Annotated in this window: 22 protein-coding genes; 10 read left to right on the top strand and 12 right to left on the bottom strand. The window is 69.8% G+C overall.

Going from position 1 to position 22,778, the window contains the following annotated elements; translation table 11 throughout:
* Window positions 1–17 precede the first annotated feature (17 nt).
* On the bottom strand, window positions 18–536 hold the full coding sequence (locus BT364_RS33325) for a hypothetical protein (RefSeq protein ID WP_072488948.1): 519 nt from the start codon (window positions 534–536) through the stop codon (window positions 18–20).
* Between the two features lie 110 nt (window positions 537–646).
* Here BT364_RS33325 and BT364_RS33320 point away from each other — a divergent pair, with 110 nt between their 5' ends.
* A complete protein-coding gene (locus tag BT364_RS33320; protein ID WP_072488947.1) occupies window positions 647–844 on the top strand; it encodes a hypothetical protein in 198 nt (65 codons plus the stop codon).
* Here the strand turns inward: BT364_RS33320 and BT364_RS33315 are convergent.
* The 3 genes from BT364_RS33315 to BT364_RS33305 all read right to left on the bottom strand — a co-directional run bounded on the left by BT364_RS33315 (window position 778) and on the right by BT364_RS33305 (window position 3,568).
* Entirely contained in the window at window positions 778–1,347 is a 570-nt protein-coding gene (locus tag BT364_RS33315; RefSeq protein ID WP_072488946.1) for a sigma-70 family RNA polymerase sigma factor, read from the bottom strand. The two genes, BT364_RS33320 and BT364_RS33315, sit on opposite strands and share 67 nt — an antisense overlap.
* Before the next feature lie 201 nt (window positions 1,348–1,548).
* Complete coding sequence (locus BT364_RS33310; RefSeq protein WP_072488945.1) at window positions 1,549–2,997, bottom strand: amino acid permease; 1,449 nt, start codon at window positions 2,995–2,997, stop codon at window positions 1,549–1,551.
* Window positions 2,998–3,106: 109 nt separating this feature from the next.
* Entirely contained in the window at window positions 3,107–3,568 is a 462-nt protein-coding gene (locus BT364_RS33305; protein WP_072488944.1) for a universal stress protein, read from the bottom strand.
* A 165-nt stretch (window positions 3,569–3,733) separates the two neighbouring features.
* Between BT364_RS33305 and BT364_RS41980 the strand changes: the two genes are divergently transcribed.
* Window positions 3,734–3,910, top strand: a complete 177-nt coding sequence (locus BT364_RS41980) for a hypothetical protein (RefSeq protein ID WP_177328338.1) — start codon at window positions 3,734–3,736, stop codon at window positions 3,908–3,910.
* A 72-nt stretch (window positions 3,911–3,982) separates the two neighbouring features.
* Here the strand turns inward: BT364_RS41980 and BT364_RS33295 are convergent, their stop codons facing one another.
* The 3 genes from BT364_RS33295 to BT364_RS43535 form a co-directional block, all read right to left on the bottom strand.
* Complete coding sequence (locus tag BT364_RS33295; RefSeq protein WP_072488942.1) at window positions 3,983–4,516, bottom strand: hypothetical protein; 534 nt, start codon at window positions 4,514–4,516, stop codon at window positions 3,983–3,985.
* 175 nt (window positions 4,517–4,691) lie between these two features.
* Window positions 4,692–5,459 (bottom strand): bestrophin-like domain, encoded by a 768-nt coding sequence (locus tag BT364_RS33290; RefSeq protein ID WP_072488941.1) that lies wholly within the window; start codon window positions 5,457–5,459, stop codon window positions 4,692–4,694.
* A gap of 16 nt (window positions 5,460–5,475) precedes the next feature.
* Window positions 5,476–5,607: a hypothetical protein gene (locus BT364_RS43535; RefSeq protein WP_256260329.1), complete on the bottom strand. Its 132-nt coding sequence runs from the start codon at window positions 5,605–5,607 to the stop codon at window positions 5,476–5,478.
* Between the two features lie 1,095 nt (window positions 5,608–6,702).
* On the opposite strand from BT364_RS43535, the gene BT364_RS33275 reads away from it, so the two are divergent.
* Both BT364_RS33275 and BT364_RS33270 read left to right on the top strand, forming a co-directional pair.
* Window positions 6,703–7,521 (top strand): SAM-dependent methyltransferase, encoded by an 819-nt coding sequence (locus BT364_RS33275; protein ID WP_072488939.1) that lies wholly within the window; start codon window positions 6,703–6,705, stop codon window positions 7,519–7,521.
* Window positions 7,518–9,692, top strand: a complete 2,175-nt coding sequence (locus BT364_RS33270; RefSeq protein ID WP_072488938.1) for a putative bifunctional diguanylate cyclase/phosphodiesterase — start codon at window positions 7,518–7,520, stop codon at window positions 9,690–9,692. The genes BT364_RS33275 and BT364_RS33270 overlap by 4 nt, the downstream gene beginning before the upstream one ends.
* A 42-nt stretch (window positions 9,693–9,734) precedes the next feature.
* Here BT364_RS33270 and BT364_RS33265 read toward each other — a convergent pair whose 3' ends face one another.
* Complete coding sequence (locus BT364_RS33265) at window positions 9,735–10,625, bottom strand: LysR family transcriptional regulator (RefSeq protein WP_072488937.1); 891 nt, start codon at window positions 10,623–10,625, stop codon at window positions 9,735–9,737.
* A 96-nt stretch (window positions 10,626–10,721) separates the two neighbouring features.
* Between BT364_RS33265 and BT364_RS33260 the strand changes: the two genes are divergently transcribed.
* The 3 genes from BT364_RS33260 to BT364_RS33250 are packed head-to-tail and all read left to right on the top strand — an operon-like array spanning window position 10,722 to window position 14,123.
* Window positions 10,722–11,429: a succinate dehydrogenase gene (locus BT364_RS33260; protein WP_072488936.1), complete on the top strand. Its 708-nt coding sequence runs from the start codon at window positions 10,722–10,724 to the stop codon at window positions 11,427–11,429.
* Window position 11,430: 1 nt separating this feature from the next.
* Complete coding sequence (locus tag BT364_RS33255; RefSeq protein ID WP_072488935.1) at window positions 11,431–13,380, top strand: fumarate reductase/succinate dehydrogenase flavoprotein subunit; 1,950 nt, start codon at window positions 11,431–11,433, stop codon at window positions 13,378–13,380.
* Complete coding sequence (locus BT364_RS33250; protein ID WP_072488934.1) at window positions 13,377–14,123, top strand: succinate dehydrogenase/fumarate reductase iron-sulfur subunit; 747 nt, start codon at window positions 13,377–13,379, stop codon at window positions 14,121–14,123. Before BT364_RS33255 ends, BT364_RS33250 begins: the two co-directional genes overlap by 4 nt.
* A gap of 71 nt (window positions 14,124–14,194) precedes the next feature.
* Here the strand turns inward: BT364_RS33250 and BT364_RS33245 are convergent, their stop codons facing one another.
* The 3 genes from BT364_RS33245 to BT364_RS33235 all read right to left on the bottom strand — a co-directional run bounded on the left by BT364_RS33245 (window position 14,195) and on the right by BT364_RS33235 (window position 18,932).
* Window positions 14,195–14,881 carry a carbohydrate binding domain-containing protein gene (locus BT364_RS33245; protein WP_256260328.1) on the bottom strand — a complete coding sequence of 229 codons (687 nt, stop codon included), beginning with the start codon at window positions 14,879–14,881 and terminating at the stop codon, window positions 14,195–14,197.
* Window positions 14,882–14,963: 82 nt separating this feature from the next.
* Window positions 14,964–17,387 (bottom strand): excinuclease ABC subunit UvrA, encoded by a 2,424-nt coding sequence (gene uvrA / locus BT364_RS33240; protein ID WP_072488933.1) that lies wholly within the window; start codon window positions 17,385–17,387, stop codon window positions 14,964–14,966.
* A 153-nt stretch (window positions 17,388–17,540) separates the two neighbouring features.
* Window positions 17,541–18,932 (bottom strand): polysaccharide pyruvyl transferase family protein, encoded by a 1,392-nt coding sequence (locus tag BT364_RS33235; protein WP_256260327.1) that lies wholly within the window; start codon window positions 18,930–18,932, stop codon window positions 17,541–17,543.
* 244 nt (window positions 18,933–19,176) lie between these two features.
* On the opposite strand from BT364_RS33235, the gene BT364_RS33230 reads away from it, so the two are divergent.
* Together BT364_RS33230 and BT364_RS33225 are read left to right on the top strand one after the other, a co-directional pair.
* Complete coding sequence (locus tag BT364_RS33230; protein WP_072488931.1) at window positions 19,177–20,256, top strand: hypothetical protein; 1,080 nt, start codon at window positions 19,177–19,179, stop codon at window positions 20,254–20,256.
* Window positions 20,257–20,268: 12 nt separating this feature from the next.
* Window positions 20,269–20,757, top strand: a complete 489-nt coding sequence (locus tag BT364_RS33225; protein WP_072488930.1) for a phosphatase domain-containing protein — start codon at window positions 20,269–20,271, stop codon at window positions 20,755–20,757.
* Between the two features lie 63 nt (window positions 20,758–20,820).
* Here the strand turns inward: BT364_RS33225 and BT364_RS33220 are convergent, their stop codons facing one another.
* The gene (locus tag BT364_RS33220) at window positions 20,821–21,036 is read right to left on the bottom strand and encodes a dodecin (RefSeq protein ID WP_072488929.1); all 216 of its coding nucleotides are present in this window, start codon (window positions 21,034–21,036) and stop codon (window positions 20,821–20,823) included.
* A gap of 202 nt (window positions 21,037–21,238) precedes the next feature.
* Here BT364_RS33220 and BT364_RS33215 point away from each other — a divergent pair, with 202 nt between their 5' ends.
* Complete coding sequence (locus BT364_RS33215; RefSeq protein WP_072488995.1) at window positions 21,239–22,495, top strand: extracellular solute-binding protein; 1,257 nt, start codon at window positions 21,239–21,241, stop codon at window positions 22,493–22,495.
* Window positions 22,496–22,778: the final 283 nt, after the last annotated feature.

Genomic DNA, 22,778 nt, shown 5'->3' with positions numbered 1-22,778 from the left:
GGCGGGCCGGACACCGCTCAGTGGAGGTGGATCGCCAGATGCCCCAGCGGAAGGCCCAGTTGCCAGGCCGGCGTCCACACCTGGGCCGCCTCCTCCGCGTCCGGTCCGTCGCCCACCGCTTCCCAGGGCGGCACACCGATCGCATCGAGGTCGGCCGCGAGCAGTTCGGTCTCCTCCAGCCAGCGCCAGGCCGCGCGGGCCAGCGCCAGATCGGGATCCGCGCCGGCCGGCCCGGTCGCCGGGACCGAGCCGAGAGCGTCGAGCCGTTCCCGGATCCAGCCACACCACGCCGCCCCGTACGCCGTCAGCAGGCGCAGCTCGTCCAGCCGGGCCGCGGGCAGCGCATCGGGCACCGCACCGCCGGAGAGGAAGACGGTGAGCGCGAGGGCGTCGCGGCCCGCGCGGTACTCCAGTGTGGACGGCTCCATCAGATCGCCGGTCCGCAGCATTTCATCGGCGATGTACTCCGCGTACATCCAGGCCATCGGGACCAGCAGACCGTTCCCACTGGTTCCGTCCTGACGCTCCGGGCGCATCCCGTCTCGCCTCTTTCTCTGTTCGGCACCGCGCTTCACGGAGCATTGAACCGGGGGAGTGCGGCCCGCGTGGCCAGAAGGACAGGATCCGTTCACGACACGAGGATGCGATGACCGCCGATCCCGGGGAGGGCCCACACATGCGGCACGTGCTCGGCGCCTATGTACTCGACGCGCTCAATGCCGGCGAGACCCGCACGGTCTCCTGTCATCTGCAGTCCTGCGACCGCTGCGCCGCCGACTACGTGGAGGTCGCGGAGGCCGTCTCGCTGCTCGCCCTGCTGCGCGAGGAGGACCTGCTGGAGTAGCCGGGCAGGTTGCGGGAGAGCTGACGCAGTGCGTAGTAGGAGCGGGACTTGACCGTGCCCGCCGGGATGCCGAGCACCCGGGCCGTCTCGTCCACGGTGAGCCCGCGGAAGTACATCTGGACGAGGACCGCACGGTGCTCCGGGCTGAGGGTGCGCACCGCGTCGCGCACGTCGAGGGCCGAGACCGCGGCCTCGGCGGTGTCCTCCCCGGTCGCGGTGGTCTCCAGCACCGCGTCGCCGACCTCGGCCGGCCGGGCCTGCCGGGAGCGGCGCGCGTCGATCGCGAGCCGCCGAGCGACCGTGAAGAGCCAGGGCCGCATCGAGTCGTACGGGGCGTCGAAGGCCTCCGGATGCTGCCAGGCCCGGACCAGTGTCTCCTGGAGCAGGTCCTCGGCCCGCTGCCGGTCGCCGAAGGTCAGACCGAGCAGGAAGTGGAGGAGGGCGGGCCCGTGCTCCCGCTGGAGCTCCGCGAGGGCCCGCTCATCGGTCGTCGTGGTGGTCATCGTGAACGCCCTTTCCGCCGAGGTCCTGCCGATTCGCTGCCGACTGGCGTATACGAACGCATCGGGGCGCCGAGGAACAGGCGGTGGGCGGCTCCGTGCGACGAGCGGTCGCACAGTGCGGCGAATGGTGCGGTGAACGGTCGGGCGGCGGCCGGCGCGGTGGGCGCACGGGCGCCGGGCAGCCGCCGCCCGGCCGCCGGATCAGCCCGTCCCCGTACCCGTATCCGTTCCGGGCGTCTTCGCCATCTCCGACTTCCGGTACGAGTAGCCGAAGTAGATGACCAGACCGACCAGGAACCACACCACGAACCGCACCCAGGTCTGCCACTGCAGGAAGGTGATCAGCCAGACCGAGAACACCACCCCGAGGGCCGGGACGAACGGCATGCCGGGGGTGCGGAAGGTGCGTGGCAGATCCGGCTGCTTGTAACGCAGCACGATCACCGCGATGCACACCACGACGAACGCCAGCAGAATGCCGATGTTCGTCAGCTCGGCCGCCTCGCCGATCGGCAGGAACCCGGCGATCAGGGCCGAGGCGAAGCCGACGATCCAGGTCACCCGGGTCGGCACGTGCCGGGTCGGGTGAGTCTTGGCGAACCACTTCGGCAGCAGCCCGTCACGGCTCATCGAGAACCACACCCGGGTCACGCCGAGCATGAAGGTGAACATCACCGTGAGGATGCCGATGATCGCGCCCACCGCGATCACATCGGCGAGCCGGTCGAGCCCCACCGACTTGAAGGCCGTGGAGAATCCGGACTCCGGATCGATGTCCTGGTAGCTCTGCATTCCCGTGAGCACCAGACACGCCGCCACGTAGAGCACCATGGAGATCCCGAGGGAGTACAGGATCGCCTTCGGCATATGGCGCTGGGCGTCCTTGGACTCCTCGGCGGCCGTCGACATGGCGTCGTAACCGAACACCGCGAAGAACACCGTGGCCGCACCGGTGAAGGCCCCGCTGATCCCGAACGGGAAGAACGGGGTGTAGTTGGCGGTGTTGATGTGGAACACGCCGACGCCGATGACCAGCAGGACGACCAGGACCTTCAGGACGACCACGATCGTCTCGAAGCGGGCCGCGTTCTTGATCCCGAGGGTCAGCAGATACGCGACGAGCAGACAGAGCAGCGCGGCGAACAGGTCCACCTTGTGGCCGTCTCCGGTGCCGGGCGCGCCCAGCATCCACTTCGGCACTTCGAGCCCCATCTCCCCGAGCAGGAAGCTGAAGTAGCCGGAGATGCCGATCGCGACCACCGCCACGATCGCCGTGTACTCCAGCAGCAGGTCCCAGCCGATGAACCAGCCCACCAGCTCGCCGAGCACCGCGTAGCCATAGGTGTAGGCGGAGCCGGCCTTCGGGATCAGGCCCGCGAACTCCGCATAACTGAACGCGGCCGCCGCGCTCGCCACCCCCGCGATCAGGAACGAGACCAGGACGGCGGGGCCGGCGGTGCCGTTCGCCACCGTGCCGGCGAGGGTGAAGATGCCCGCGCCGATGATGCCGCCCACGCCGATGGCGGTGAGCTGCCACAGTCCGAGCGTTCTGGTGAGCTGAGCGGTGGCCTCTCCCGCGGGCCCTTTCTCGTCGATCTGCTCGATCGGCTTGCGGCGCAGCACACCCTCGCCCACTCGGAGCCTTGCCATGAGTCACCTCTCCGCTGACGGCTGTCCCTGACGGGCGCTCATGATGGCTCAGGCGTGGCCGGTGCGGAAGACGGCGTGCCGTCCGACGGAGCGGAGGATTCCGGGACGCTTACGGGACCACCGTGACGGGCCAACGGCCCGCCTTCACCAGCCGGATCGCGACCGAGCCGATGAACCGGTGCCCGGCCGACTCCGAGGCGCCCACGACCACGGCATCCGCCTTCAGTTCGTCCGCCGCGGTCACGAGGCCGTTGTACGGGTCGCCGCGGAAGGTGTGGAACTCCCAGCGCACATCCCATATGTCCTTCATCCGGCGCGTCGCCTCCCGGATCTCGCTCACCAGCCCCTCCGCGACCTCGCCGGTCGTATCGGCGACCGGGGCGCCGAGAGCGGCCCCCGCGGACAGCACGGGCTGGACGTAGACGAGGGCGAGCATGGCGCCCTGGCGGCGGGCCAGCCCCGCAGCGTAGGCCGCGGCACGCATGGAGGAATCGGACCCGTCCAGACCTGCGACGATCACTTTCGGGCCGTCTGTGCCACGTTCGAACTTATGAGGCTGCGGTTCTGTCACGGCAGTGAGGCTATCCGCTGCCCGTTCCGTCTCCGTAGCGGGCTGCGGCAGGGCCTCGTCGGAAGCTGCCGGACGGCGTGCCGCAGGTCCCTCCATTGGGTGCAAAACCCTCGGCGGCCGGTGTGGATGACGGAGGCAGGACCACCGCCATGCGAGCAGTTGGTCATGAAAAATGATCAGAGGCTGTCGGGGCGCAGGGCACTGCTGCGACTGGCCGCCGGACTCGGTGCGGCCGCCGCCGTGCACATGATCGCAGCGGTTCCGGCCGGAGAACAGCTCCGCCGCTACCTGCCCGAACTGCTCGACGAGGGCTACCGGATCACGGTGCCGCAGCGCCGCTGAGCCGGCGGCGCCCCGGGTCCCGCGACAGGACCCGGAGCGAATTCTCGTCCGATCGGCGCACTGCCCCTGCTCTCAGTGCGCGCGGCTCTCCCAGTGACGGCGTGCCAGATACACGGCGCCGGCCGCCGCGATCAGCGCCAACGCCGTTCCGGCGGCGGTCTTCACGGTGCTCGTCGTGCCGATTCCGCCACCGAGCCCGCCCCCCACACCGGCCGCGGCCACCGTGGCACCGGTGGTGGGCGCGTGCGAGGGCGCGGCGATCGTGAGACCGGACCTCGCGGGGGAGTCGGGCGACGTGTCGCAGATGAACGTCACTTCGTAGGAGGTGCCGGGTCTCGCGTCCCAGTCGACCGTGGCCGCGACGGAGCGGCCTCTGGGAATGGTGACGGTGTCGAAGACGCCCGAGCCGGCGGTTGTGGTGGTAGGGCACCCCCGGGCGGCCAGGGTGACCTGGCTTCCCGGCGTGATCACCGACGGAGTGACGGTGAATCCGGTCGCGGAGGACGCGCTCCCCGACATCGCCGCGTCCGCGATCGCGGACGGAGCGGTCAGGGCGAGTGCGGCGCCGAGCAGGGCGACGGGTGCGACACGTATTGCGGCGCGCATGGGTGAGTCCTCCGGATCCCCGAGGAGCACTTGCGGAACGAGTTTCCACAAAGTGTCAGAAATGCACCTCGACCCGCCAAACGCTAGGAGTCGTGCATTTTGCCCGCGATCGGAGTGCGCCGCTCGGGGCACCGGCTTCGCCCGAGCGGCGCATCACCCGTGTTCCGGCGGATCGCTATCCGCCCGCGGCGCGCGGGAACAGATCGAGGAACGGCGCCGCGGTGGCCGAGATCTCCCGCCCGAAGGGGGAGTCGAAGTCCCAGATCAGGAAGAGCAGAAAGGCGATCAGGACACTGAAGAGGCCGGCCAGCAGCAGTTCGCGGAAGGTTCTGCGGATCTGCAGCGTGAACAACAGCCCGACGGTCACCAGAGCTCCGATGATCAGGCCGAACCAGACCACGCCCGGCATGGTCGCACCGGCGCTCTGGCCGCGTGCGCTGCGCGCGTCGTCGGCCGCGGCCACCTCGTCGACCAGTGGCTGATATGCCTGCCCCTCGTGGTCGTTCCTCGGCCGGTACTGGGTGACGTCGGCGCGCACCCGGTCCAGGAGGCGGGTCCCCTCGGCGGTGAGGGTGCCGTGCTCGCTCATAGCCCGCCACTCGTCGTGGACGACGTGGTGGACATAGGCGTCGACGTCGGCGCGGATGCGGGAGCGCACCTCGGCCGGGTAGACGGCGGAGCGGGCCTGCACCTCGTGCAGGGCCTGGGCCTCCAGGCGTACGTACTCCTGGGCGGCGCCGCGGCCCTCCCAGACACCCGCGATGGCGAGGCCCAGCACGATCGCGTAGACCACGCCGATCATCATCGTCATGTACTCGATGACGTCAGGGGTTTCGGACGGGTCGTCGTCCTCCCCGACCCGGCGGTTGTTGAGCACGGCGATGGTCAGGACGACGGCGCTCGCCGCGACCATGGCGAGGGCGAGAACAAGCCATTCCGACATGGTGATCCTCCGGAGGTCAGCGGGAGCGTGGACGCAGTACGGCGACGGCGAACACCGCGGGCGCCGTGATCACCAGGGTGAGGGTGACCAGGGAGGTGCCGTGCCGCACGGCCTTGCGTGCCGGCTTGCGGTAGGCGGGCAGGGCCACGGGCCGGGGCGTGGGCGGTGTGGGGCGTGCGGAGGGTGTGGGCGCGGGTGTCGGTGTGGGCGTAGGAGTGGGTGTGGGTGCAGGCAGTGGGGGCACGGGCTCCGGCTCCGGTCGCGGCGGTGCGGGTGGCGGTGGGGGAGGAGGAGGTGGCGGAGTCGGCGGAGGTGGCGGGGGCGGGGGCGGCGGTCGTGGTGTGGGCGGTGGCGTCGGCTCGGGCATCGGGCCCGCGTGGCAGCTGCCGTCGCCCGACGTGGCGACCGATGAACTGCCGCCGCTCTCACCGATGGAGGCGTATGCGCAGCTGTCCGCAACCGCGGGCGCCGGGGCGCTCAGCAGCCAGAGCAGGGCGACGGCTGCCGTGAGCCGTCCTATGAGTGATCCGTACACGACCGGGAGCATGTTCCGGCCGCTCGCGGGACACGCGGTGCGAGGGCGGGATTCGCCTGATGGTGGGGATATGGGGCGGCGGGTGTTTGCCGCCGGGGGAAGCCATGAGGCCCTGGTGAGCCCATCGGGCACGCGGTCCGTGCCCAAGGTGGCGGTTGGAGCGAGCGCGATCTGCAACCAGGTTGTCCAGTAAGTGAGTTGACGCGGCATCCTGGCCGAACCTCTTGCCTGCCCTGCGGCGAGCGGTGGTTCGACGCGGGGGTCGTACGGTCGGTGGAGCAGGCCGGCGCAGGTGCCTTCCCCGTGGAGCGAACGGCTATTGCCGCATTGGTAAAGAATGCTGCCAATCACGTCGCCGCCAAGTGATTTGCCACCCGCAATCGGTCCGACGGAGTCAAGTGGCAGGACATCGGCCGTCATCCGGTCCAGACCTTTTCTCCGCGATGTGAAACCGGCCGCGTCACCGGCTACTTCAACGGCCAAGGTGTGAGCGGTGCAGGGTGTCGTCGGCGCGACGCCTCCCCGGAGCGGTCCGATGTCAAATGTCACCCGTAGCGACGGGTTGGTTGCACATGCCACTGGTGTGTGACCAATAACGGACGGCTAATTTCCGTTTCCGCTCGCTCTCTTGGCGGACGATCAGTAGCCTCTGGTCAACACTGACCATGAACATGGCCGGATCGCCGTGGCGACTTGTTGGAGACATTGATGGAGCGTCCCGCCTGGGCACCGCGAGGCATAGACATTTCGGTGCCGAGCGTGTCCCGCATGTACGACTTCTATCTGGGCGGATCGCACAATTTCGAGGTGGACCGGGAAGCGGCGCGCAAGGCCATGGAGTTCATGCCTGGACTCCCCAAGATCATGCAGGCGAATCGCGCGTTTATGCGCAGAGCCGTGCGTTACGCAGTGAGTGAGGGCATCACCCAGTTTCTGGACATCGGCTCCGGAATACCGACCTTCGGCAATGTCCACGAAGTCGCCCAGGCGGCCGACCCCGAGGCCCGGGTGGCATACGTCGATCACGACCCGGTCGCGGTGGCGCACAGCCAGGCCGTGCTCGACGGAAACGACCGGGCGGTGATCGCTGCCGCGGATCTGCGCCGCCCGCACGAGATCGTGAAGAGTCCGGAGGTCTGCGGACTGCTCGACCTGGACCGCCCGGTGGCCCTGCTGCTCGTCGCGGTGCTCCACTTCATCGAGGACTCCGACGACCCGCAGACCGCGGTCGCCGAACTGCGCGAAGCACTCGCCCCCGGCAGTCTCATCGTCCTCACCCACGCCTCGTACGAGGGCATTCCGCTCACCCGGGAAGAGGCGGGCGGCACGGTCGAGGTCTACAAGAGCATCCGCAACCCCCTGGTCATGCGGTCCCGCGACGAGATCGCGAGCTTCTTCGAGGGGTACGAGATGGTCGAGCCCGGACTCGTGTCGATGCCGCACTGGCGCCCGGACACCCCGGTGGCGGCGGAGCAGGAGGACCCATTCGCGTTCTCGGGCTTCGCGGGAGTGGGACGCAAGGCGTGAGCATTCCCGCCCAGTCGTCCGGTACGCCGGACACGGAGCCCGACGGTCCCGAGGACCGGCTCCGGAGATTCGCCACGATCTGGAGCCGGGCCATCTTCCCCTCGACGGCCACCTCCTTGACGCGCACGGAGTTCGAACAGCATCTGCTGCCGCTGGCCCGCGGGCTCAGCGACATCCTGCACGCCCGGCCCTTCGACGCGGCGCCCGCGAGCGAGGTGGGAGCCGCCCTCGTCGCCGCGCACTGCACGGACCCGGACGCGCTGAGCAGCACGCTCGGCGTCGTCGACTCGTACCTGGTGCTCTACTGCGGAGGCAACGGCGTGACGGCGTTGTCGACGGAGGACAGCAGGGCCCGCTGCGCCCGGATCCAGCACGCCCTCGCGGGCGGCTTCACCCAGGCGCTGCGCGAGCGCACCCTGTCCGAGCAGGAGGCCATCGCGCGTTCGGCGCTCACCGCCCGCTCCGACGCCGAACGGGCACTGCACGCGACCGAGGCGCGTTTCCGCGCCGTGTTCAAGGACGCGGCCATCGGCATCGGCATCGCCGACCTGGACGGCAATGTGCTGGAGGTCAACGACACCCTCACCCGGATGTTCGGCGGACTCGACCACCATGTGCGCAGCCACAAGGTCAACGAATGGGTCCACCCCGAGGACTCGCCGCACGTCTGGAAGTACTACGACGAGCTGGTGCGCGGCGAACGCGAGCACTACCGGGTCGAGAAGCCGTACTACCGCAACGACGGCACCGTGCTGTGGACCAATCTGACGGTGTCCCTGCTGCGTGACGCCGAGGGCAAGCCGCAGTACCAGCTGGCGCTGATGGAGGACACCACCGAGCGCCGGCTGCTCAACCTGCGGCTGCGGTACGAGGCCACGCACGACGCGCTCACCGGCCTGCCCAACCGGACGCTGTTCTTCGAGCGGCTGGAGAAGGCGCTGTCCGCCGACGACACCAGCCGATTCGGCCTGTGCTACCTCGACCTGGACGGCTTCAAGGCGATCAACGACAGCCTCGGCCACGCGTCCGGGGACCGGCTGCTGGTCGAGGTGGCCGACCGGCTGCAGAGCTGCGCGACCGCGCCCGGCGAGATGGTCGCGAGGCTCGGCGGCGACGAGTTCGTGGCCCTGACCACCGGCCCCGACACCGAGACGGAGGTCGCCGAACTCGCCTGCCGCATCCTCGGCGTGCTCGGTACCCCTGTCCGCCTGGACGGCCGTGAGCTGACCGTACGCGGATCCATCGGGGTCGTCGAAGGGCCGGCCCGCGAGCGCAACGCCGCCGAGGTGCTGCGCAGCGCCGACATCACGATGTACCGGGCCAAGTCGGCGGGCGGCAACCGCTTCGAGCTCGCCGACGACGAGGCGGACGCCCGTGCCATCACGCGGCACGGGCTGACCACCGCGCTGCCCGCCGCCCTGGAACGCGGCGAGTTCTTCATCGAGTACCAGCCGCTCGTGCACCTCGACGACGGCACGGTGCACGGTGCGGAGGCGCTGGTGCGCTGGTGCCACCCGCAGCACGGGGTGCTCGGCCCGGACCGGTTCATTCCGCTCGCCGAGCACACCGGGCTGATCGTGCCGCTGGGCCGCTGGGTGCTGGAGGAGTCCGTACGGCAGGCCAACTTCTGGCAGGAGCGGCACACCGACGGCGGTCCACTGCGGATCAACGTCAACCTCTCACCCACCCAGCTGCACCATCCCCGGCTGGTCGCCGAGACGGTCGACGTGCTGGAGCGCTCGGGGCTCGAACCCGGGGCGCTCTGCCTGGAGGTCACCGAGTCCGCGCTCATCGGCGCGGACGACGACCTGCTCAAGCCGCTGCGGCAACTGGCCGAAATGGGCGTGGACATAGCGCTCGACGACTTCGGCACCGGGTACTCGAACCTGGCGAATCTGCGCCGGCTGCCGGTGAGCGTCCTCAAGCTGGACCGTTCCTTCACGATGGGCATGCAGCAGCACCCGGCCGACCCGGTCGATCTGAAGATCGTCGAGGGGATCGTCTCGCTGGCGCACAGCCTGGACCTCGCGGTCACGGTGGAGGGCGTGGAGACCGGGGCCCAGGCGGAGCAGCTGCGCAAGCTGGGCTGCGACACGGCTCAGGGCTGGTACTACGCCCGGCCGGGCGCGCCTGACCGGATCCACTCGCTGCTGCTGGCCGACGCGGTGTGAGGGAGGCGGGGGCGGCCCGTCCCCGCCGCCGGACGGGCCGGTTCAGGCCCGTCCGGCGGCGAGCAGCACCTTCTGCAGCTCGCGCGCGGCGCGCGGCGGAGCCACGTCGCTGCGGTGCGCGAGTGCGATCGTGCGCCGCAGGCCCGGCCGGGCCAGCGGTGTGGTCCGCAGGCCGTGACCGGACCGGCCGGCGACCATGCTGGGCACCACCGCGATCCCGAGCCCCGCCCGGACGAATCCGAGCACCGCGTCCATCTCCCCGCCCTCCACCGTGAACGAGGGCTCGAAGCCCTCCGCCCGGCAGGCGGCGACCGTCAGCTCCCGCAGGTCGTAGCCGTGCCGGAACATCACCAGGGGCTCGCCCTGGAGGTCGGCGATCCGTACGCTCCCGCCCCGGCCGGGCCGCGGTGCCTGCGCCGAGGACACCACGACCAGGTCCTCCTGGAGCAGCTCGACCGCAGTGAGCGCGGGGGACGCGGCGGGCAGCGGCAGCACGATCAGGGCGAGATCGAGTGCGCCACGCGCCAGCTCCCGTACCAGGTCGAGCGAGCCGCCCTCCTCCAGCAGCAGCCGGATCCCCGGATGCCGGTCGTGGAAGGCACGCAGCACCTCGGGGAGCAGGCCCGTGCAGAGGCTGGGCGTCGCGCCGAGCCTGACCCGGCCCCGGCGCAGCTGCGCCAGTTCCTGCACCTCGTGGCGTGCTGTGTCGGCGTCCGCGAGGATGCGGCGGGCCAGCGGCAGCAGGGCCTCGCCCGCGTCGGTGAGCGTGATGTTGCCGCGGGCCCGGCTGAACAGCTCCGCCCCCAGCTCGCTCTCCAGCGCCCTGATCTGTTGGGAGAGCGAGGGCTGCGAGACGTGCACCTCCTCGGCGGCACGGGTGAAGTGCCGGGTCTCGGCCACGGCCACGAAATACATCAGCTGCTGGAACTGCATACGCCCACCTCGATCGGCCACGATAGTCCAAGCCTATGAACATGAGCCATTCCATGTCTTGGACTGATGAGGTGGATCGGTCCTAGTGTCGTGTCCATGGCATTGGCAACCCGGACGGACCGACGGCCGTCCATGACGCGTACGCTCTGGGACTCGTCCGTCGGCAAGAAGACGATCATGGCCGTGAGCGGCTTGATCATGCTGCTCTACTTGGTCGTCCATATGATCGGCAACCTGAAGATCTTCTTCGGGTCCGGAGAGTTCAACCATTACGCGCACTGGCTGCGGACCATGGGCGAGCCCTTCCTGCACTACGAGTGGGCCCTGTGGATCGTCCGCGTCGTGCTCGTTGCCGCCGTGGTGCTGCACGCCGTCTCCGCGTACCAGCTGAGCCGCCGCGACATCCGGGCGCGCCCCGCCAAGTACGTACACAAGAAGCCGCGCGCCGGCTATGCCACCCGCACCATGCGCTGGGGCGGGATCATCCTCGCCCTGTTCATCGTCTGGCACATCCTCGACCTGACGACGGGCACCGTGCACTCCGGCGGATTCCAGTCCGGGCACCCGTACCAGAACGTGATCGACACCTTCTCCACCTGGTACGGCAACCTCATCTACATCGTCGCCATGCTCGCCCTCGGACTCCACGTCCAGCACGGCTTCTGGAGCGCCGCACAGACCCTCGGCGCGGGCAGAGCGACCCGCGAGCGTGTTCTCAGGACCATCGCCAACGTCCTCGCACTGGTGCTGACGGTGGGCTTCATCTCCGTACCCGTCGCCGTCATGACCGGAGTCGTGAGCTGACATGACCGACTACTCGCACTACGAGACCGGCGCGCCCGTCGTCGACACCAAGGCCCCCGAGGGCCCCGTCGCCGAACGCTGGGACACCCGCCGCTTCCAGGCCAAGCTGGTCAACCCGGCCAACCGCCGCAAGCACACCGTCATCGTCGTCGGCACCGGCCTCGCCGGCGGCTCGGCCGGCGCGACCCTCGCCGAACAGGGCTACCACGTGGTCCAGTTCTGCTTCCAGGACTCGCCCCGCCGCGCCCACTCGGTCGCTGCCCAGGGCGGCATCAACGCCGCGAAGAACTACCGCAACGACGGCGACTCGATCCACCGGCTCTTCTACGACACCGTCAAGGGCGGCGACTTCCGCGCCCGCGAGTCCAATGTCCACCGGCTCGCCCAGATCTCCGTGGAGATCATCGACCAGTGCGTAGCCCAGGGCGTCCCCTTCGCCCGGGAGTACGGCGGCCTCCTCGACAATCGCTCCTTCGGCGGCGTCCAGGTCTCCCGTACCTTCTACGCCCGCGGCCAGACGGGACAGCAGCTCCTGCTCGGCGCCTACCAGGCACTGTCCAGGCAGATCGCCGCGGGCAATGTCGAACTGCACGCCCGCACCGAGATGCTCGACCTGATCATCGTCGACGGCAAGGCCCGCGGCATCGTCGCCCGCGACCTCGTCACCGGGAAGATCGACACCTACTTCGCCGACGCGGTCGTCCTGGCCAGCGGCGGCTACGGCAACGTCTTCTACCTGTCGACGAACGCCATGAACTCCAACGCCACCGCCGTCTGGCGCGCCCACCGCCGCGGCGCCTACTTCGCCAACCCCTGCTTCACCCAGATCCACCCCACCTGCATCCCGCGCACCGGCGACCACCAGTCCAAGCTCACGCTGATGAGCGAGTCGCTGCGCAACGACGGCCGGATCTGGGTCCCGAAGGCCAAGGGCGACAACCGCCCCGCGGGCGAGATCCCCGAGGACGAGCGCGACTACTACCTGGAGCGCATCTACCCCGCCTTCGGCAACCTCGTCCCGAGGGACATCGCCTCCCGCGCCGCGAAGAACGTATGCGACGAGGGCCGCGGCGTCGGCCCCGGCGGCCAGGGCGTCTATCTGGACTTCGCCGAAGCCATCCAGCGGATGGGCCGGGACAAGGTGGAGGAGAAGTACGGCAACCTCTTCGACATGTACGCGCGGATCACGGCGGAGAACCCGTACGAGACCCCGATGCGGATCTACCCCGCCGTGCATTACACGATGGGCGGACTCTGGGTCGACTACGACCTCCAGACCACCATTCCGGGCCTCTTCGCCATCGGCGAGGCCAACTTCTCCGACCACGGCGCCAACCGGCTCGGTGCTTCCGCGCTGATGCAGGGCCTCGCCGACGGCTACTTCGTCCTCCCGTCGACGATCAACGACTACCTGGCCCGCAATCCGCACCACGACGAGATCGACGCCTCGCACCCCGTGGTCGAGGAGGTCGTCGCCGACACCGAGGACCGGCTGAACCTGCTGCTCTCCGTGGACGGCGACCGCACCCCCGACTCCTTCCACCGCGAGATCGGTGAACTCATGTGGGAGTACTGCGGCATGGCCCGCACCGAGGACGGGCTGCGCAAGGCGCTCGACCGGATCCCGCGGATCCGCGAGGAGTTCTGGCGCCGCATCAAGGTGCCCGGCACCGGCGACGAGTTCAACCAGTCGCTGGAGAAGGCCAACCGCATCGTCGACTACCTGGAGCTCGCCGAGCTCATGTGCCTCGACGCACTGCACCGCGCCGAGTCCTGCGGAGGCCACTTCCGCGAGGAGTCACAGACCCCGGACGGCGAAGCCGCCCGCCGGGACGAGGAGTTCTCCTACGCCGCGGCCTGGGAGTTCTCCGGCACCGGCCGGGCCCCCGTCCTGCACAAGGAAGACCTCGTCTTCGAGTACGTCCACCCCACTCAGCGGAGCTACGCATGAAGCTCACCCTGCGCGTCTGGCGCCAGAAGAACGCCGACGCACCCGGCGCCATGTCCACCTACGAAGTGGACGGCATCTCGCAGGACATGTCGTTCCTCGAAATGCTCGACACCCTCAACGAGGAACTCATCCTCGCCGGCGACGACCCCGTCGCCTTCGACCACGACTGCCGCGAGGGCATCTGCGGCGCCTGCAGCCTCGTCATCAACGGCGATGCCCACGGCCCCGAGCGCACCACCACCTGCCAGCTCCACATGCGGTCCTTCGAGGACGGCGACACCATCGACATCGAACCGTGGCGCGCCTCGGCCTTCCCGGTCGTCAAGGACCTGGTCGTGGACCGCTCGGCCTTCGACCGGATCATCCAGGCGGGCGGCTACATCTCCGCCCCGACCGGCACCGCCCCCGAGGCGCACGCCACCCCGGTGCCCAAGCCGGACGCCGACTTCGCCTTCGAGCACGCCGAGTGCATCGGCTGCGGCGCCTGTGTGGCGGCCTGCCCCAACGGCTCGGCGATGCTCTTCACCTCGGCGAAGATCAACCACCTCAACGTCCTGCCGCAGGGCGCCCCGGAGCGCGAGACCCGGGTCCTCGACATGGTCGGCCAGATGGACAGCGAGGGCTTCGGCGGCTGCACCCTCACCGGGGAGTGCGCCACCGCCTGCCCCAAGGGCATCCCGCTGCCGTCGATCTCGGCCATGAACAAGGAGTGGCTGCGGGCCACCCGCAAGGTGCGCCGCTGAGCGAGGCACGAGTTCCTGGCCCCGGAGGCCGCCCACCGCCGGGACCAGGAAGTCTCATCCGCTCCGGCGGATCAGGAGGTCACGGAGATGTCGTCGCCGTAGACCGTGCCCTGCCCGTACCAGCCGTGCAGACAGACGGTGACCGTGCCGGACGAACCGGTGGTGAACGTCACCGACTGCTTCGCGTAGCCGCTCGACGAACCCCAGACGCTCGCGGTCGCGTCGCCGCGCACCCCGAGGTATCCATAGCTGCCCTGCACCCAGCCGCTCAGCGTGTACTTGGTGTGGGGGGACAGGGCGAGGGTCTGCGCGCACTCACCGGTCTGCGACGCGGTGGCCGCCGCGGCGAGCGCGTGCGAACCGCCGTGCACCGGCGTGGAGACGACCGCGCCACCGGACTCGCACGTCCAGGGTCCGAGCGAGCCTGTCTCGAAGTCGCCGTTGACCGGGGCCCCGGTGCCGCCACCCGGGCCCGACACCGTCAGGGTGAAGGACGCCGTGTGGCTGAGCGTGCCCGCCGCGCCGGTCACATCGATCCTGTACGTACCCGGCGCCGCGGACGCGGACGCGGTGACCGTCAGCTTCGACGTCCCGCCCGCGGTGACCGAGGTCGGGCTGAGCGTAGCCGTCACGCCCGCGGGCGCCCCGCCCGTCGTCAGCGCGGCGGTCCTCGCGTTGCCGGAGACGACCGCGGTGTTCACCGTCGCCGTCGTGGAGCCGCCGGGGGCGACTGTCGCCGAGGCGGGCGCGACGGCCACGTTCTTTGCTGTTTCATTCCCCTTTGCTTGCCTGCGCTGGCAACTCGCCTGCCAAATAGGTGAGTTGGCGGTGACTGGGTGGTCATCCGAGAGGGAGTGCGGTCCGGAGGTACGGAGCCGTCCGGCTCTCCGGGACCCGGGCCACCTCCATGGGCGGTCCCGCCGCCACGATCCGGCCGCCCCGGTCGCCGCCGCCGGGGCCGAGGTCGATCACCCAGTCGGCACCCGCCACCACCGCCATGTCGTGCTCCACGACCACCACCGTGTCGCCCGCGTCGACGAGCCCCTGCAACTGCCGCATCAGCACGTCGACATCGGCGGGGTGCAGCCCCGTCGTCGGCTCGTCCAGCAGGTACAGGGTGTGACCCCGGCGGGTGCGCTGGAGCTCGGCGGCGAGCTTGATCCGTTGGGCCTCACCGCCCGACAGCTCGGTCGCGGGCTGCCCGAGCCGCAGATAGCCGAGCCCCACGTCGAGCAGCGTGCGCAGACTTCGCTCGGCGGCCGGCGTACCCGCGAAGAACCCGGCCGCCGACTCCACCGTCAGATCCAGCACCTGTGCGATGTCCAGTCCGCGCAGCGTGACCTCCAGCGTCTGCGGGTTGTACCGCGCGCCGTGACAGTCCGGACAGGGCGCGTACGTACTGGGCAGGAAGAGCAGCTCCACCGAGACGAAGCCCTCGCCCTGGCAGGTCTCGCAGCGCCCGCCCGCCACATTGAAGGAGAACCGCCCGGCCCTGTAGCCGCGCTCCCGGGCCGTGTCCGTACCGGCGAACAACTTCCGTACGACGTCGAACAGCCCGGTGTACGTGGCCAGATTGGACCGGGGGGTACGGCCGATCGGCCGCTGGTCGACCTGTACGAGACGGTCCACCGCCTCCAGCCCCCGTGCCGACGCGCACCAGGGCGCGGGGCGCTCCTCGGTCGGGTCCGCGGTGGCGGAGGCCTGCCGGTCGGCGAGCACACCGGCCAGGACCTGCCCGACGAGTGTCGACTTGCCCGACCCCGAGACCCCGGTCACGGCCGTGAACACCCCGAGCGGGAACGCGGCGTCCACGCCCCGCACATTGTGCCGGTCGACTCCGTTCAGCCTCAGCCACCCCGACGGCGTGCGCACCTCCCGGACCGGCGCGGGACCGTCGTCGAAGAGGAAGCGCCGGGTGGCCGACTCCGCCACCTCCGCGAGCCCGGCCGGGGGACCGCTGTGCAGCACCCGGCCGCCGTGCTCACCGGCCAGCGGCCCCACGTCGACCAGCCAGTCCGCCCGGCGCACCACGTCCATCTGGTGCTCCACGACGAAGACCGAGTTCCCGGCCTCCTTCAGCCGCCCCAGTACCCCCAGCAGCGACTCGGTGTCCGCCGGGTGGAGACCGGCCGACGGCTCGTCCAGCACATAGACGACACCGAAGAGGCCCGAGCGCAACTGGGTGGCGAGCCGCAGCCGTTGCAGCTCGCCGGAGGAGAGCGTCGGAGCCGTGCGGTCGAGGCTGAGGTAGCCGAGGCCGAGCTCGGTGACCGTCTCGATCCGGCCCAGCAGATCCGCCGTCAGCACCCGGGCCGTGTCGCCGCCGCCCGCCGTGCTCAGCAGCTCGGCGAGCGAGGTCAGCGGCAGCGCGGCCAGCTCCGCGATCGTGCGGCCGGCGAAGGTGACGGCCAGTGCCTCCGGACGCAGCCGGCTGCCGTCGCAGACCGGACACGGGGCACTGGCCAGGAACCGCTCGGCCTTCGCCCGCAGGGTGCGGCTCCTGGAGTCCGCGAAGGTGTGCATCACATAGCGGCGGGCACTGGTGTACGTGCCCTGGTAGGGGCGCTGGATGCGCCCCGCCTCCCGCACCGGATGGACCGTCACCACGGGCTGCTCGTCGGTGAACAGGATCCACTCCCGCTCCTCGGCACCCAGTTCGCGCCACGGCCGGTCGATGTCGTACCCCAGCGCGTCCAGCACGTCGCGCAGGTTCTTGCCCTGCCAGGCCCCCGGCCAGGCGGCGATCGCACCGTCCCGGATCGACAGCGAGGGGTCGGGGACCAGCAGCGCTTCGGTGGTGCGGTGGACGAGGCCGAGCCCGTGGCACTGAGGGCACGCCCCGGCGGCGGTGTTCGGCGAGAAGGCGTCGGAGTCCAGCCGTTCGGCACCGGCGGGATACTCCCCGGCCCGGGAGAACAGCATCCGCAGGAAGTTGGAGAGCGTGGTGACCGTGCCGACGGACGAACGGGCGCCGGGCGCCGAACGGCGCTGCTCCAGGGAGACGGCGGGCGGCAGACCGGTGATCTCGCCGACCGCGGGCGCGCCGACCTGGTGGATCAGCCGGCGGGCGTACGGGGCGACGGACTCGAAGTAGCGGCGCTGGGCCTCGGCGTAGATCGTCCCGAAGGCGAGGGAGGACTTCCCGGAACCGGAGACGCCGGTGAAGACGGTGAGGGTGTCGCGCGGGATGTCGACCGAGACGTCCTGGAGATTGTGCTCACGGGCGCCGCGCACCCGGACGTACGGATCGTGGGGGGTGGACATGTGCACGGGTCTCCGTACGGATCGGGGCAGGGCCGGCAGCCCGGGACAAACAATCCGATTCTAGGCACGGGGGCGATGGGTGCCGTCCGGCCCGCAACGGCCGGAGGCCGGCCCCGCCGGGCCGGCCTCGCGGGTCCGTTCGGTGCGGGAGACCTACCGGGAGGGACGCAGGGCGCGCTTGATGGGCCGTCCCACGACGCTGCGTGCGCGCTGGTACGTGGAGCGCTGGGCGGGCAGCGAGGCGTTCTTCAGCAGCTTCCGCTTGAGCTGGGTGTTCTCGGCGGTGAGTTCGGTCAGCTGGGTCTGGAGCCAGTTCAGCCGCGGCGCCACCGTGGCGGGGTCGGAGCCGATCCAGGGGCGGACGCCCGCAGGGAAGGACAGTTTGCTCATCCGGGTCTCGAAGGCCGTGCCGCCGTCGCCGTGGGTGAAGGTGTTCTCCAGGCCGTTCTTGTCGAGGAAGTTCAGGAACCGGTCGAAGCGCTCCTGGTGACCGCGCATCAGCGGGCCGAAGTCCGCCGCGGCGTGCAGATCGGCGGGGTCCAGGTCGGCCGGGACCTTGGCGAGCGTCCGGTGCGGGATGTCGAAGTAGCGGCACAGCTCCAGCGTCCGGGAGTCGCCGCAGAGCACGGTGGCCGGCGTTCCGGCCAGCAGCGCCGCGATATTGCCGTGGATCCGGGAGCCGAAGGAGAAATCGAAGCCCCGCAGGTCGTCCATCCAGGTGACCGGGTCGATGTAGACCCGGACCTTGTCCTCCCTGTACATGGGGTGGTCGGGATGGGTGGGGATGTTGGTGACCGCGGCGTTCTGGTGGGACAGATCGCGCCAGTGCAGCTGACGGGCGTCGGAGAGGTTCTGGCCGATGAACCGGAGGTGGGGGTAGCGCGCGTGGGTGCGGTCGATGATCTGCCCGAGCTTGTGCTTGCGCACCGCGTCGTGCGATCCGTTGACGGCGATGCGTGACTCGGGCCCGAGCGCCCGGCCGTCCTCCCGGACGACGAGCTTGCTGCCGTGCAGGAACATAGAGGGGCAGCCGATGACGTCCACGTCACGGAAGCCCATGTCCCGCAGATACCGCTCGGTGAACTCCCCGCGCACGCCGATCGAGGCGCTGTGGTCGAGTACGGCGGAGACGAACTCGTAGACCGTGGACTGCATCGGCTTCAGCCGGTCCGCGGAGTAGTTGATGCCGGTCTGGGCGCCCACGCCCGGGACGACCACCGGGATCTTCAGCTTCGAGATGAGCTGGGTCAACCGCTTCAGCTGCGGTTCGAAGGACGGCCGGAAGGCGTTGGCGAGCGGGATGACGAAGACGTCGAACTCGCTGTTGATACGGTCCGCGTCGGCGACCTTGGTGGTGATGCCGTTCGACACCACCTCCGAACGTGGCGTCTCAAGGATCTTGTGAGCGGCGTCGCTGAAGATCAGGTTGCCCGAGTTGGTGGCGAACACGTCCTCGTGGAGGGCGCGCTCGACAGGGACGACGTCGTAGGGGCTCTTCCCTGAACGCAGGAGTATTCGCTTCACATCGTTAACGTTGGATGCCACAAACCTGAATATAGCTTTACAAACGCTTTTGCTTCCACGTGCATCCTGTACAACCTTTTGCGATCTTGGCGGAACGTGAGCGGCGGATGACCCATCCGCGTACGGGCGGGCGCGCGTGGTGTCTGACGGACACCCGGTGCGGCCCGCGGGGGCTCCTCGTACGCCCTCTTGAACGCCGGACGGCCCCGCCCGTACGCTGCGTCGGGCGCGCCGGCGCGCCTACCGGGGAGGTGGAAGCGCGGTCATGGCCGACGCACTGTCCGAGGACGAGATCCTCGAAGCGATCGCCCGGCACATCGGCCGCCCGGGGCAGGGGCCCCAGTTGCGGCGGGCCGGCGCCGACATCACCCGGCACCCGATGCTCGACCTGAGCATCGTCCGCTCCGTGGAGACCCGCAGCACACGGCCGGAGACCAGGCCCGGCAGGTACGACACCTCGGGGCGGCCGACGTACGAGGGCGAACTGCGCGACCATCCGGTCGAGCCGCCGAAGGACCCGGCCCGGTCGCGGGAGGTGGAGCTCGTGCTCCACGGCTCGGTGCGGACGGTGGACTGCGGCTGCGACGAGGGCAGGCAGCCGTGTTCGCGCTGCCGGGCCAAGGGGAAACTGCGCTGCGACATCGGCCCGTTGTGTCCGGCCTGCGAGGGTGTGGAGCCGTGCACCTGGTGCGACGGTACGGGCGAGCGCCGCAAGGACCGTGCGGCGGCCGGGCCGGAGCGGGAGAAGCAGCTCGCCGGGCGGACCACCTGTGTGAAATGCCGCAAGCCCCGCACCGCCTGTCCGCAGTGCCGGGGGTGGGGCACCAAGAAGTGCCCGCAGTGCGACGACACCGGCTTCCGGGACTGCCCGGTCTGCGAGGGCGAGCGGTCGACGAAGCACGCGCCGTGCGACGGCACGGGACTGATCACCCGGTGGACGGCCGGCTCGGTCGGGCACGCCCCGCAGCGGAGCACGGCGAAACTCCCGGACCCGGCGCCGCCGCTGCGGGTTCGCCAGCAGACCGGACGCACCGGAGCGTGGGAACGGGTAACGCTGACCTCGGCCGGCGATCCGCTTCCCGACGCGTTGGATCCCGCCCACGTGAAGGCGGTCGAATCGGCGCTCGCACCCCGGCCGGACGAGGTGGCCAGGCGTGTCGAGATCGGGTGGCTGCACCTGGTGTCGGTCGCGGTCCCGGACGATCCCGACCATGTCTTCTACGTCTTCCCCGGAACCGGCGGCCCCGAGGTTCTCCCGGTCTGGTCGAGGCGCCGGTCCCTGCGGGTCGCCGCCGTGGTGGCCGGGGTGGTAGTGCTGATGCTGCTGGTGGCCGCGCTGGTCTGATTTGCTGGAGGTGTGAGAAGCGACCACCGGCCCCTGGCCGTTTTCGACTTGGACGGCACGCTCGCGGACAGCGGCCACCGGCAGCACTTCCTGGAGGGCCGTCGGCGCGACTGGAACGGCTTCTTCTCGGCGGCCGTCGACGACCCGCCGCTTTCCGAAGGGGTACGGCTGGCGCTGAGCAGCGCCGAGAGCTGCGAGGTCAGGTATCTCACCGGACGGCCCGAGCGGTGCCGCCGGGACACCGTGGTCTGGCTGGCGCAACACGGACTGCCCGAGGGGCGGGTGTACATGCGCCGCGACGACGACCGCAGGCCGGCCCGGCACGCCAAGCTGGAGACCCTGCGGCGGCTGGGCCGGGAGCGTGAGGTGCGGATGCTGGTCGACGACGACGAACTCGTCTGCGACGCGGCGGAGCAGGCCGGCTTCGCCGTGGTCCGGGCCCGCTGGGCGAAGCCGTCGGACGCGCTCAAGGACGCGCAGGAGCGCGAGGGCCGCACCTGAACCCTGCCGGGTGTACCGGGCGGGCGGCGTGGCCTCGGTCCCGGTCGCGCAGGGTCGGCCGGATCAGCTCGTCTCGTCGAGCCGGAAGCCCACTTTCAGTCCCACCTGGTAGTGCTCGACCCGGCCGTCCTTGATCTCGCCGCGTACCTGCGTGATCTCGAACCAATCGAGATTGTGCAACGTTTCCGAAGCTCTTGCGATGCCCCTGCGGATGGCGTCGTCGACGCCCTCGTGGGAGGTTCCCACGATTTCGGTGACCCGATAAGTGTGATTTGACATCTTATGTCTCCTCTCGTCCCTACCACGGTGCCCCACCCGGCCCCGGTCCGCGAGAGGTCGACGTGCAGAATGTCCCGTGAACCGGCCTTGACCAACACATTGGTCCATACCAAAATCCAGCCACGCCCGTGCGAGCGTTGCCCGCAGTCCCCCACACCGGGTCCCTGAGTTCAGTCGTGCCGTTTCGCAGAAGGTGAACCTGGTGAAGAACCGCATACTCGTCGGAGCCGTCGCGCTCGTTTCCACCTTTGCGCTGGGTGGATGCGGGCTGGGCTCCGGCTCGGAGGCATCCGGCAGCAAGAAGGTCACGATCTGGCTGATGAAGGACAGTGTCTCCGCCGATTTCCTGAAGCGGTTCACAAAGGCTTATGAGGACGAGCACCCGTCCGTCGAGCTCGAGTTCAAGTTCCAGAGCTGGAGCGGAATCGGCCCGAAGGTCATCGGTGCCCTCAAGGGCAAGGACACCCCGGATGTCATCGAGGTCGGAAACACACAGGTCGCCCAGTACGCGGAGAGCGGCGGCCTGCGCGATCTCACCCTGGAGTCCGTGCGCGATCTCGGCAGCGAGGAGTGGCTGCCCGGTCTCGCCGACCCGGGCAGCATCGACGGCATGCAGTACGGAATTCCCTGGTACGCGGCCAACCGGGTGGTGATCTACAACAAGGGGCTCTTCGAGCAGGCAGGCATAAAGAGCCCGCCGAAGACCCGGGACGAGTGGATCCAGTACAGCCAACTGCTGAACCGGAACGGCAATCAGGGAATTTACCTCGCGGGCCAGAACTGGTACGTCCTCGCCGGATTCATCTGGGACGAGGGCGGTGAACTGGCCGAGGAGAAGGGTGGCGAGTGGGAAGGCACCCTGGACAGCCCCGCCGCGATCCGGGGCATGAACTTCTACAAGGAACTCCAGGTGCTCGGCGACGGACCCAAGAACGCGGACGAGGAAAAGCCCCCGCAGGCCGATGTGTTCGCCGAGGGGAATGTCGCACAGATCATTTCGGTGCCCGGCTCCGTCGCGCAGATCGAGAAGAAGAATCCCGAACTCAAAGGAAAACTCGGCTACTTCCCGATCCCGGGCAAGACCGAGAAGCAGCCCGGAGCCGTCTTCACCGGCGGATCCGACCTGATCGTTCCGGACAAGGCGGACCGGCGCGCCGAGGGCATCGAGGTGATCAAGGCGCTGGCGGGCCGCAAGTGGCAGGAAGAGCTCGCCAGGACCATGAGCTACGTGCCCAACAAGCCCGGTCTCGCGCGCGTCGTCGTGGGCCAGGAAGGCACCGCGGCGATGGCCCGTGGTGCCACCCAGGGCCGCGCGACCCCGACTTCGCCGCAGTGGGCGGACGTCGAGGCCGACAACCCGATCAAGCCGTACATGACGGCGGTGCTCGAAGGCGGCGACCCGCAGCAGGAGGCGAAGACCGCCTCGGAGAAGATCACCTCCAAGCTCGCCGGGGGGTGACCCGCGCGATCCACCGGCAGGCGGCCGGGGGGCGTTGTCGGCCACCCCCGGGATTCAGCCTTCGCACATTTCGGGGCTCCCGAGCGGTCATGTCGAATCCAGCCGGTCACGGAAGAAGTAAGACCGACCGGCAATAGGGGGGCGGCGTCGCGGGGCTGGGCACGCACATCTGCCGCGTTGTCGTCAATCAACAACGCTCCGCGTTGCCTCAATCCTCCGCCTTGCAGCTGCACGCACCCAGCCCCGCTCCTTCACCCACCCCCCAATTGCCGGTCGGTCTAAG

The organism is Streptomyces atratus (genome assembly GCF_900119365.1).
Classification (GTDB): domain Bacteria; phylum Actinomycetota; class Actinomycetes; order Streptomycetales; family Streptomycetaceae; genus Streptomyces; species Streptomyces atratus_B.
The sequence above is the reverse complement of the archived record's forward strand: the minus strand, read 5'-3'. Positions and strand labels throughout refer to the sequence as shown.